Here is an 11,506-nt window from a genome sequence, read left to right as displayed (position 1 = left end):
CGTCGGCATACCATTTGATATCGACGCGACCGAAGTCGAAACAGGTCTTCTTCACCTGCGTGTAGGGCTCCATCCAGTCAAGAACCTTGCCCTGTTCCGCCCAGAAAGACACAGGGTCGTCGACGGACTTTTTGTAAAGGTCTTCGTACTCATGCGGACGAATATGGGCATTCTCGGAGAATTGTCCGGTGGGTGGATAGCTTTGCTCTTCGGTCATGATGTTCCTCCCCAGGAATAAAACAGCCCGCGCCATTCCCGACGCGGGCCGTTGTCCCGTTCATGCGACAATACAGGAACGGATGTTGCGTCAGATGGCGAGATATTCGGCTCTTAACGCTTCATTCTCAAGCACTTCTTTAGCACTACCGTCATAGACCACCCGCCCGGTGTCCAAAATCACTGCGCGGTCGGCGAGATTGAGGGCGCGTACGGCGTTTTGCTCGACGAGAACAGTGGTGATGCCTTGTTCTTTGATGATGCGCAGAGTCTTTTCGATCTCGTCCACAATGACCGGCGCGAGGCCCTCGTAGGGCTCATCCAAGAGCAGCACCTTGATGTCACGGGCCAGCGCGCGAGCGATGGCGAGCATCTGTTGTTCGCCGCCGGACAGCGTGATGCCCTCCTGTTTGCGCCGCTCGCGCAGGCGAGGGAATAGGTCGTAAAGGCGATCCAAAGACCAGCCGACGGGCTCGACGATCTGCGCCAGTTGCAGGTTTTCCTCGACCGTCAGGCCGGGGATAATCCGGCGGTCTTCGGGGACCAAGGCGATGCCTTCGACGGCGGCCTCATAGGAGGTTTTGGTGTGCAGATGCTTGTGGTCGAGCCAAATCTCGCCGTGCGTCACCGCCGGGCTGTCTAGCCTGGCGAGTGCGCGGAGCGTCGAGGTCTTGCCTGCGCCGTTGCGGCCCAGAAGGGCGAGGATTTCGCCCTCATGGATGTTAAAGGTGACGCCCTGCACGATGTAGCTTTCGCCGTAATAGGCATGCACGTCCCAAGCGGAAAAGAAGGCGGGGGCGTTTTGGGCGTGGTTTGCGTTGGGGTTGAATTGGTCGCTCATCTTTTACACCTGCTGCGTTTCGCCCAAGTAGGCTTCTTTGACTTTGGGGTTGCCTTTGATGTTGTCGGGCGTGTCTTCGACCAGCGGCGTGCCTTGGGCCAGAACGGTGATGCGGTCGGCCAAGGAAAACACCACATGCATATCGTGCTCGATGATCGCGATGGTGATGTCGCGGGTCTCTTTGATCTCTTTCAACAGCGCGATGGTGTTGTTGGTGTCGGCACGCGCCATGCCCGCGGTGGGTTCGTCGAGCAACAGGAGTTTCGGCTCCTGCACCAGACACATGGCAATCTCCAACCGCCGCTTGTCGCCACGTGACATGGAGGACGCGATCATCTCGCGCTTCTCCAGCATGCCGACGTCGGCGAGCATCGCTTCGGCCTTGGCGATCAGTTCGGCCTCTTGCTCCATGCTTTCGATGGCATGCATCCGAAAGGCGCCGTCGCGTTTGGCGAAACAGGGGATCATCATGTTTTCCATCACCGTGAGATCACCAAAGATTTCAGGGGTTTGGAAGACGCGTGAAATGCCCAGCTGGTTGATCTCATGCGGCTTGCGGCCCAGAACCGAGGTGCCCGCAAAGGTGACTGAGCCCTCATCCGGGATGAGTTTTCCGACGAGACAGTTCAGCAGCGTGGATTTGCCTGCGCCATTCGGGCCGATGATGGCGTGGACGGTGTTTTCCTCAATGGAGAGGTTGACATCGCCCAAGGCCTGAAGGCCACCAAACCGCTTGCCGACGCCTTTGACTTCAAGAATTCCCATGTTCATTCTCCTGCAACGCGTTTGCCGGGTTCGGGGCGGTGCTCCGGGTCCGGGTCGTCATATTTGTCGCGCTTTTGCGAGCCATGCTTGACCCGTTTGGACAGGCGCCGCAGCCCTTCGATCAGACCGCCCGGAAGGAAGGTCACGACCAGCATGAAGGTCACGCCAAGGGTCAGGTGCCAGCCTTCGCCGGTGAAGCGCGCAAAGACCCAGATCACCACATTTTCCACGCCGTCGGGCAGGAAAGAGAACCAATCGTGCAGCACGCCTTCGTTGATCTTCGAGAAGATGTTCTCGAGATATTTGATCACGCCTGCGCCCAGAACCGGCCCCATCAAGGTGCCTGCGCCGCCGAGGATGGTCATAATCACCACCTCGCCAGAGGCGGTCCAAAGCATCCGGTCGGCGCCCGCCAGCGGGTCCATCGCCGCCAAAAGCCCGCCCGCAAGCCCCGCATACATGCCGGAGATCACGAAAGCGGCCAAAGTGTAGGGTTTGGGATCAAGGCCGGTGTAGGTCATGCGCTGCTGGTTCGATTTCACGGCGCGCAGCATCATGCCGAACGGAGACCGAAACAGTCGGATCGCCACATAAAAGGCCAGGATCGCGATGAAGGCGCAGAAGTAATAGCCGACGTTGAAGGTGAAAACCCGCCCCAAAGCCTCTAGTTTATAAGAGGAATTCATTGCGATTCCGAAGATATTGGTCACCGGAAGCGAGCTACCCTCCGCGGCGCCGTCGAGGATGCGCGGATCATCAAGTGCCAGTTGCAAGCCGGTCTCGCCATTGGTCAGAGGGGTCAGCACAGAATAGGCCATCTTGTAGGACATTTGTGCAAAGGCCAGCGTCAGGATCGAAAAGTAGATGCCCGACCGGCGTAGAGAGACATAGCCGATGGCGGCGGCGAACAGACCGGACACGATCATGGCCAAGAGGATCGCGGGGATCACATTCATGGTCAAAAGCTTCATCATCCAGACAGCAGCATAAGAGCCGATGCCTAAGAATGCCGCGTGGCCAAAGCTGAGATAGCCAGTGAGGCCGAAGAGGATGTTGAACCCGACCGCGAAGATGCCGAAGATCGCTATCTTCTGCATCAGGTCCGGATAGCCGCCGTTGAACTGCGCAAGTTCCGATCCTTCCGCAAAGGGTTGCAGTAGGATCGGGGTCGCCATGGTCAGCGCAATCACGATCAGCAGGAAAGAGGTGTCTTTTTTATTAAGCCCGAACATAAGTTATTCCTCCATCACGCCTTTTTTGCCCATCAGACCGCGCGGACGGGTCAGAAGGATCACGATGGCGACGACATAGATGATGATCTGATCGATGCCGGGAAGCAGCGACTTGACGGCATTCATCGACGAAAAGCTCTCGAGAATGCCCAAGAGGAACCCCGCGGCCACAGCGCCGGGTAGGGAGCCCATGCCGCCGACCACAACGACGACGAAGCAAAGCACCAGAAAATCCATGCCCATGTGATAGTTTGGAGACAGGATTGGCGCATACATCACGCCCGCGACACCTGCCACGGCCGCGGCCAGCCCGAACATGATTGTAAAGCGCCGGTCGATGTTGATGCCCAAAAGGCCCACAGTCTCGCGATCCGCCATGCCGGCACGCACCACCATGCCAAAGGTGGTGAATTGCAGGAACGAGAACACGGCACCGATGACGAGAGCGGCAAAGCCGAAATAGATCAGACGCCAGTAGGGGTAGATGATCATGTTGGGATCAAATCCAAGCATGGCGCCGAAATCGAAGGAGCCTTTGAACGCATCGGGGGCAGGCGTCGAGATCGGGTTCGCGCCGTAGAAATACTTGATCACCTCTTGCAACACGATGGCGAGGCCGAAGGTCACGAGGATCTGGTCTGCATGCGGGCGTTTGTAGAAATGCTTGATCAGCCCGCGCTCCATGGCAAAGCCCACCGCGATCATGATCGGAATGGAAAACAGGATCGCCAAAGGCACCGACCAGTCGATCAGCGCATGGCCAAAGTCCGGTCCGAACCAAGCCTCGACATAGGGCGTTTTGATCTTGGCCGGGTTGCCGAGGAAATCGACCTTTTCAGGATCAATCGTCTCGAATGACAGGTTCAATAGCTTCGACAGTGTCACCGCACAAAAGGCGCCGATCATAAAGATCGCGCCATGGGCGAAATTGACCACGCCCAAGGTGCCGAAGATCAGGGTCAGCCCCAGTGCGATCAACGCATAGGCCGAGCCTTTGTCGAGCCCGTTGAGCAATTGCAAAAGAATGGTTTCCATGGTCCCACCTGATGTTGCGCCAAACCTCTCCCGCTCCCGTGGCGCTGTCCGCAACGGGGAAGGGCGCTCATCTGCGCCTTCGGGTTGGCTGTGGTGTGAAGATGGGCGGCCTGCCGCTGTTACGGTTCAGGCCGCCTCTTGCCTTAGGGGGATGGTTTGAGCGCTGTCCCCCAGTGGTAGGCTTAGCCTGCGTTACAGGCGCCCAAAGCACCACCCGCGAACATCGGGTGATCCGGTGCGTAGGTGACTTGGGCTGCCGGGGTCACTTCGACCACTTCCAGGAGGTCGAACTCAGAGGTCGGGTTCTCTTTCCCGCGCACCACGAGCACGTCTTTGAAGCACTGGTGATCTTCTGCGCGATAGAGCGTCGGACCGTTGCCCAGCCCGTCGAATTCGAAGCCTTCGAGTGCTTCGACAACCGCGCAGGGGTTGAACGACCCGGCACGCGCCACAGCATCGGCATAGAGCAGCGTCTGCACATAGCAGGTGTGCGCGGCCTGCGACGGCGGGAAGCCGTATTTCGTGCCAAAGCTTTTCACAAAGGCCTGCGAGCCCGCGTCGGTGAGCGACCAATGCCAGTTGGTGGAACCAAGGATGCCCTTAATGTTCTCACCTGCACCGCGCGCCATCAGACGCGAGAACAGCGGCACAACGATCTCGAAGTTCTTGCCGTTGACCATCTTTTCGCGCAGCCCGAATTGCACCGCGTTGGTCAGTGAGTTGACCATGTCGCCGCCGTAGTGGTTCAGGATCAGAACGTCTGCATCCGTCTGCAGTACTGGTGTGATGTAGGACGAGAAATCGCCCGCACCAAGCGGCGTGCGGACCTTGTTCACGGTCTGCCAACCCAGGGCTTCGGTGGCTGCGGCAATGCTTTCCTCTTGGGTCCAGCCCCAAGTGTAATCTGCCGTCAGGTGATAGGCTTTGCGGTCCGCACCATAACGGGCGGCCAGCACGGGGGCCAGCGCCGCGCCCGACATGTAAGCGTTAAAGAAGTGGCGGAAACCATTGGCTTTCTTGTCTTTGCCAGTGGTGTCGTTGGAGTGCGTGAGGCCCGCCATGAAGATGACGCCCGCCTCTTGGCAGAGGCCCTGAACCGCCACGGCCACGCCCGAAGACGACCCGCCAGTGATCATCACCGCGCCGTCTTTTTCGATCATGGATTTTGCCGAGGCCCGTGCCGCATCAGATTTTGTCTGGGTGTCGCCGGTCACATATTCGACCTTCTTGCCCATGATGCCATTGCCTTCCAGAACCTTGGAACTGAAAGTGTTGAGCATCCCGCCGTCGCCCTCACCATTAAGGTGCTCGACCGCAAGCTGGTAGGCGCGCAGCTCGTCGGCGCCTTCATCGGCATAGGCGCCCGATTGTGGCACGTTAAAGCCCAGCGTTACGGTTCCGCCCATCGGCTCATTGGTAAAGGCGCTTGCGCCCGAGGTGAAAATCGTCGGAAGCGCAAGGCCGGCCCCGGCAACGGCTCCGGTTCTCAGCACTGAGCGACGTGTCAGATCGGTTTTGGACATGTAAATTCCTCCCAGAAATACGGCCAATCGGTTGGCTGTGCTCGCCTCGCCCGGATTTCCTCCCCGAAACCCGGGCGGTGCACAGATCCCGTTTGCGCCGCAATGTGAGGTACTTTGGCTGTAAACGAGATGAGGTGAGTATCGGGTATCATTCGAAAACCCATCAACAAGTGCTTTTTATTTAATGATTTTTTTGTTAATGATTACACAATACGAATGTATGCAGTGTAAATCATTTTTCCCGCAGGTGCAGAATACTGCGCTTTGCTCTCGCGGAAAAGCCTTGAGAAGTCACTGTATTTTCGTGCTGCGTTTGAAAAACGATATTCGAGCCAGGGCGCCGGTTTGCGCGTTCAGCGTGGGCCGCGTGAGGGGAAGGGGAACTCAGACATGCCGAGATCAGCGTTAACGGGCACGCGCATCCGCGAAAGGCGCACGCTCAAAGGCGTCAAACAAGCCGATCTGGCGCGTTCTGTAGGCATCTCGCCGGCCTATCTGAACCTCATCGAACACAACCGCCGTAGAATCGGTGGCAAGCTGTTGATCGATCTGGCGCGCGAGTTGGGGGTGGAGCCCGCAGCGCTCTCTGAGGGGGCTGAGCTTCCGCTGATGGAAGGGCTGCAAGAGGCGGCGAGCACCAGCGGGTTGCGGCCACAGGAAGGCAAGCCGGTCAGCCTGCCGGAAACCCAGCGCGCCGAGGAATTCGTCGGGCGCTTTCCCGGCTGGGCGGCTCTCGTGGTGGCGCAGCGCAACCGGATCACAGCGCTGGAACGCAGGGTCGAGGCGCTGAACGACCGTCTGGCACATGACCCGTTTCTCTCTGATAGTTTGCACGAGGTGCTCTCCACCGTGACCGCGATCCGCTCCACCGCGGGCATTCTCAACAACGCGGGCGAGATCGACCGCGACTGGCAGGCGCGCTTTCACCGCAACCTCTATGAGGACAGCCAACGCCTCGCCGACGGCTCGCAGGCGCTGGTGAGCTATCTCGACACGGTGGGCAAATCCGAGGACACGCTGGCCTCGCCGCTCGAAGAGGTCGAGGCCTGGCTGGCGGCGCGCGATTTCGTCCTGCCGGAGTTGGAACAGGGCAAGATGCCCGATCTGTCGGGCGAGGGCGGGTTGCGCACCCCCGCCGCCCGCAGTTTGGCCCGCAAATGGGTGCTCCGCGCCCGCGCCGAGGCCGAGAAAATGCCGCAAGCCATGGTGGAAGCGATCATTTCGCGCCACGGTCCCGATCCCTCGGCTCTGGCGCAGGCCATGGGGGTGGAACTGTCGGCGGCGATGCGACGTCTGGCGAGCCTGCCGGCCTCGGACAACCGCCCGCCGATGGGCTTGGCGATCTGCGACGGTTCCGGCGCGCTGACCCACCGCAAACCGCTCGATGGTTTCGCGCCGCCGCGCTTTGGCGCCGCCTGTCCGCTCTGGCCACTCTATCAGGCGTTGTTGCGCCCCATGGTGCCCGTGAAACGCGTGGTCGAACAGCATAGCCAACCGCCACGCCGCTACCTCGCCTACGCGATCGCCCAGCCGCAACGCCCGGAAAGCTTCGACGCGCCGGAGGTGATCGAGGCGACGATGCTCTTTATGCCTTTGGACCAGCTCGACATGGAGGTGCGTGAGGGTGAAGTGCATGGCATTGGCACGTCATGCCGCGTCTGCGCCCGTGTCGAGTGCCCGGCACGGCGCGAGCCCTCGATGGTGCTCGAGGTGCCGGAGGAGGGGTGAGGCTCGACAGGAAATTCGGGCAGGGGGAGGCTGCAGCCCTCATTTCGCTCCAGTGTCGCGCGTCACGCATATCCGGTGCGTTCTTTTCGCGGTGCTCAGTTCTGGATGGTTTCCAAATACATCGCCACGGAGAGAATGCGACCGCGGGTTTCGATCACCGCGCCGACCGTTTCCATGGAGTCCATCGCACCGCTCATGAAGACATCGCCATAGGTCGGCATTTCACCCCCATGCGCGCGCAGTCCGGTGCGCCCGTCGATAACGTGGATCACCCGCAGCATCGGAAATTCTCCGGGGGCGGCCGGGTTGTCGGCGGCGAGCGTTCGGAGGTCCGCCGGTTTCGTTGTCATGAGTTCGGTTAGCGGACCGTCACCAGCGCCACTGGTGCCATGACAGGTGGCGCAATATTGGGTGTAGAGTGTTTCCCCGATTTCAGGGTTTTGCGCATATGATGCCAGTGGCAGGCAGAGCGCGAAGGCACGGATTGACCATGTAAATAATTTCATTGGATTGTCCTCCCTGATATTATAATTACCATAAGGTGTTGCATTCTAGAACTTATATTGCTCATGCATGTTTTTCTGTGTGGGTCGGGCTCGGAATGGCTGCCATTGCGCAAGCGCCGGAAATGCGTCGGATGGGCACAAATTTTTGACAGGCACGCGACAAAACGCCATAAACTGCGACAGCTTAGGGGGAGAGAGGCAATTATGGGACAGCGCGTGCTCTTGATCGAGGACGAGCCGAACATCATCGAGGCGATCCGGTTCATCCTGTCGCGCGATGGATGGACGGTTGAGACCCATGCAGATGGGGCGACGGCGGTGGCGGCGGTAGAGCGCAAGCGGCCGGATGTCATCATTCTCGACGTGATGTTGCCGAACAAATCCGGCTTTGAGATCCTGCGCGAGTTGCGCGACATGGCGGATCACGCCACGCGCCCCGTGTTGATGCTCACCGCACGTGGCCAGAAGAAGGACCGCGATATGGCGGAGGCCGCGGGCGTGTCGCATTTTATGACCAAGCCGTTTTCCAACACCGAGATGCTTGAGGTCGTGCGCCGACTGGCGGCGGAAGCCCCAGAAAACCCAATGGATACCAGCCATGGCTGAGGGCCGCGCGCCGCTCTATCTCGCGCGCGCGTCCTATCGGCGCAGGCGGTTGATCGACGCGCTCAGGCTCTTGCCCTTTCTCATGTTCGGCCTCTGGCTTTTGCCACTGTTGTGGGGCGGCGAAGGCACAGATCGTCCTGTCGGCGCGGGATCGCGGGCGTTTCTGCATGTCTTTGTGGTCTGGGCTCTGGGCCTCTTGGCTACGATGTGGCTGTCGCGTGCTTTGCGCCGGGCGGAAGGTCCCGTCGAGGCGTTGAAAACCCCGGGGGCGGCTGAAAAGCACGGGCACACAGATGAGGACGCGCACTGATGCTGCGGTTCAATATTCTCGTCTTCGCCTGCCTCTCTTATGCCACCCTATTGTTTATTGTAGCTTTCTGGGCGGAGAAACGCGCCGAGGCCGGGCGTTTGGGTTGGCTGCGTTCGCCATGGGTCTACACGCTGTCGCTCTCGGTCTATTGCACCGCCTGGACCTTTTACGGCGCCGTGGGCTACGCGGTGCGCTCGGGGTTGGAATTCGTGACGATCTATCTTGGCCCCTCGCTGATGATGATCGGCTGCTGGTGGATATTACGCAAACTCGTGCGGATCGGGCGGGTGCAGCGGATCACCTCTGTGGCAGACCTAATCTCGTCTCGTTACGGTAAATCGACCACTTTGGGCGTGTTGGTGACGCTTTTGGCGGTCATCGGCACGACGCCTTACATCGCGCTGCAATTGCAATCCGTGGCGCTGTCTTTTGCTGTCTTCGGTGCGAATGATCCGACGGGCGCCGTGCTGCCCGATCTGGACAAGACCGCGCTTTGGGTGGCGACGGGGTTGGCGCTTTTCACGACGCTCTTCGGCACCCGCAATCTCGACGCCAATGAACGTCACCATGGTGTTGTGACCGCCATCGCCTTGGAAGCCATCGTGAAATTCATGGCGCTGGTGGCGGTTGGTATATTCGTCGTCTGGGGTCTGTCTGACGGGGTGGGTGATCTCATGGCGCGGATTGACGCATCGCCGGTGTCGCAGCATCCGATCATGGGCACGCGCTGGATTGCGCTCACCATGCTCTCGGCGGCGGCGCTCATCACCTTGCCGCGGATGTTTCAGGTTTTGGTGGTCGAGAATTCCGACGAAAACCATGTGTTCACAGCAGGTTGGGCCTTTCCTCTCTATCTCTTTGGCATGTCGCTATTCGTGATCCCGATTGCGGTCGTGGGGCTTGAGGTTCTTCCCCAAGGTTCCAATCCCGACATGTTCGTCCTCACCTTGCCGCTGCATTTCGACCACCGGATCTTGGCGACCCTGTCTTTCCTTGGCGGCTTTTCTTCAGCCACCTCCATGGTCATCGTTGCCGCCATCGCGCTTTCGACCATGGTGTCGAACCACATCGTCATGCCGATCTGGTTGTCGTCGAGCGCGGGCGGTGCGATGGTCTCTGGCGATGTGCGCCGCGTCGTGCTCTATGCCCGACGCCTGTCGATTTTTGGCGTGCTGGCTCTGGGCTATCTCTATTTCCATTTCTCAGGCGGGTCCGAGGCCCTGGCCTCCATCGGCATGATTTCGTTTACCGGCGTGGCGCAGGTCTTGCCCGCCATGTTGGGCGGCATTTTCTGGCGTGGGGCCACACGGGTCGGCGCGATCGCCGGTGTGGTCACCGGCTTTGTGGTCTGGGCCTATTCGATGTTCCTGCCGTCCTTTGGTGCGGCTTCCGGATTTACGCCGGAGCTTTTGGCCAATGGGCCGTTCGGCCTCACTCTTTTGCGTCCACAGGCCCTTTTCGGCGTCGATGGGGTTGATCCCGTGGTGCATGCGATTTGCTGGTCCATCGCGCTCAACACCGTGGTGTTTGTGCTTGGCTCTCTGATGTCCTTCCCGCGCCCGGTCGAACGGCTGCAGGGCGCGCAATTCGTCAATGTGTTCGAGCATTCGGGCTCCACGCGCGGTTGGTCTCATGGCTTTGCCGAGGCGGAGGATCTGCTGGTCATGGCGCAGCGCATTCTGGGTCCCGCTGAGGCGCAGAACCTGTTTCAGTCGGAGGCCGAAGCGCAGGGTAAAGAGGGCTATCTGCCCGACACCACCCCCGCCTTCATCGAGCGGTTGGAGCGCGAAATGGCGGGTTCCGTCGGCGCCGCAACGGCGCATGCGATGCTGGGTCAGATCGCGGGCGGGGTGTTGGTGTCGGTCGAGGATCTGATGGCCGTGGCGGATGAAACCGCGCAGATTATGGAGTATTCCAGCCAGCTTGAGCTGAAATCCGACGAGTTGGCCCGCACCGCGCGCCAGCTGCGTGAGGCCAATGAGAAACTTACGGCGCTTTCCATCCAAAAGGACGCGTTCCTGTCGCAAATCTCGCATGAGTTGCGCACACCGATGACTTCCATTCGGGCGTTTTCCGAGATCTTGCGCGAGGCGGGGCAATCGGGGGATATGGACGCCGAAAGCCTCGAGCGGTTTTCCACGATCATCCATGACGAAGCCCGCCGTCTGACGCGGCTCTTGGACGATTTGCTTGATCTGTCGGTGCTGGAGAACGGTCAGGTTAGCCTTAATTGGGCGCGCGCCAACCTGCACGACGTGATCGACCGGGCGCTGCATGCGAGTTCCGAGGCCGGAGGTGGCGTGCGCTTGCTCATCCGGCGCAATGAACTGTCGGAACATATCGCGATTGAGACCGACCCGGACCGTCTGGCGCAGGTTTTCATCAATCTCATTGCCAACGTGCGCAAATATTGTGACGCACCGCGGCCGGAGTTGACCATCCATGTCCGCCGCAAAGGCGACGACCGGCTCCAGATCGATTTCATCGACAATGGCTCGGGCATTCCGAAGGACAAGCAGGCGGTGATTTTCGAGAAATTCTCGCGGCTGACCGACCATGCCAAAGCGGGCGGCGCGGGGCTGGGTCTCGCAATCTGTCGCGAGATCATGACAAATCTGGGCGGCACGATTGCCTATCTGCCGGGGCAGGGTGGCGCGGCCTTCCGGCTGGAAGTGCCACGGGTGCGTGCGCGCGATTGAGACACAATGATCCGGCGAATTTTCTGCCGTCTTCAATGATTTGTT

Annotated in this window: 11 protein-coding genes; 4 read left to right on the top strand and 7 right to left on the bottom strand. The window is 59.8% G+C overall.

Annotated features, from left to right (window positions below; genetic code table 11):
- The 6 genes from J5Y17_RS06815 to J5Y17_RS06790 all read right to left on the bottom strand — a co-directional run.
- The coding region (locus tag J5Y17_RS06815; RefSeq protein WP_304518548.1) for an acetyl-coenzyme A synthetase N-terminal domain-containing protein at positions 1 to 217 on the bottom strand (217 nt) is incomplete at its 3' end.
- A 90-nt stretch (positions 218 to 307) separates the two neighbouring features.
- A complete protein-coding gene (locus J5Y17_RS06810; protein ID WP_219784466.1) occupies positions 308 to 1,057 on the bottom strand; it encodes an ABC transporter ATP-binding protein in 750 nt (249 codons plus the stop codon).
- A gap of 3 nt (positions 1,058 to 1,060) precedes the next feature.
- Positions 1,061 to 1,822 (bottom strand): ABC transporter ATP-binding protein, encoded by a 762-nt coding sequence (locus J5Y17_RS06805; protein ID WP_219784465.1) that lies wholly within the window; start codon positions 1,820 to 1,822, stop codon positions 1,061 to 1,063.
- A 2-nt stretch (positions 1,823 to 1,824) separates the two neighbouring features.
- Entirely contained in the window at positions 1,825 to 3,054 is a 1,230-nt protein-coding gene (locus J5Y17_RS06800) for a branched-chain amino acid ABC transporter permease (protein ID WP_219784464.1), read from the bottom strand.
- 3 nt (positions 3,055 to 3,057) lie between these two features.
- Positions 3,058 to 4,089, bottom strand: a complete 1,032-nt coding sequence (locus J5Y17_RS06795) for a branched-chain amino acid ABC transporter permease (protein ID WP_219784463.1) — start codon at positions 4,087 to 4,089, stop codon at positions 3,058 to 3,060.
- Between the two features lie 182 nt (positions 4,090 to 4,271).
- Positions 4,272 to 5,612, bottom strand: a complete 1,341-nt coding sequence (locus J5Y17_RS06790) for a substrate-binding protein (RefSeq protein ID WP_219784462.1) — start codon at positions 5,610 to 5,612, stop codon at positions 4,272 to 4,274.
- Positions 5,613 to 6,002: 390 nt separating this feature from the next.
- On the opposite strand from J5Y17_RS06790, the gene J5Y17_RS06785 reads away from it, so the two are divergent.
- On the top strand, positions 6,003 to 7,340 hold the full coding sequence (locus J5Y17_RS06785) for a helix-turn-helix domain-containing protein (RefSeq protein ID WP_219784461.1): 1,338 nt from the start codon (positions 6,003 to 6,005) through the stop codon (positions 7,338 to 7,340).
- Positions 7,341 to 7,435: 95 nt separating this feature from the next.
- On the opposite strand, the gene J5Y17_RS06780 is transcribed toward J5Y17_RS06785, so the two are convergent.
- Complete coding sequence (locus J5Y17_RS06780) at positions 7,436 to 7,846, bottom strand: cytochrome c (RefSeq protein WP_219784460.1); 411 nt, start codon at positions 7,844 to 7,846, stop codon at positions 7,436 to 7,438.
- A gap of 204 nt (positions 7,847 to 8,050) precedes the next feature.
- Here J5Y17_RS06780 and J5Y17_RS06775 point away from each other — a divergent pair, with 204 nt between their 5' ends.
- From J5Y17_RS06775 to J5Y17_RS06765, 3 genes are read left to right on the top strand one after another with little or no spacing between them, the layout of a single operon-like run.
- Positions 8,051 to 8,452 carry a response regulator transcription factor gene (locus tag J5Y17_RS06775; protein ID WP_219784459.1) on the top strand — a complete coding sequence of 134 codons (402 nt, stop codon included), beginning with the start codon at positions 8,051 to 8,053 and terminating at the stop codon, positions 8,450 to 8,452.
- Positions 8,445 to 8,762 carry a hypothetical protein gene (locus J5Y17_RS06770; RefSeq protein ID WP_255571918.1) on the top strand — a complete coding sequence of 106 codons (318 nt, stop codon included), beginning with the start codon at positions 8,445 to 8,447 and terminating at the stop codon, positions 8,760 to 8,762. The genes J5Y17_RS06775 and J5Y17_RS06770 overlap by 8 nt, the downstream gene beginning before the upstream one ends.
- Entirely contained in the window at positions 8,762 to 11,461 is a 2,700-nt protein-coding gene (locus tag J5Y17_RS06765) for an ATP-binding protein (protein WP_219784458.1), read from the top strand. Before J5Y17_RS06770 ends, J5Y17_RS06765 begins: the two co-directional genes overlap by 1 nt.
- Positions 11,462 to 11,506: the final 45 nt, after the last annotated feature.

It is taken from the genome of Celeribacter sp. PS-C1, assembly GCF_019429625.1.
GTDB lineage: Bacteria > Pseudomonadota > Alphaproteobacteria > Rhodobacterales > Rhodobacteraceae > Celeribacter.
The sequence above is the reverse complement of the archived record's forward strand: the minus strand, read 5'-3'. Positions and strand labels throughout refer to the sequence as shown.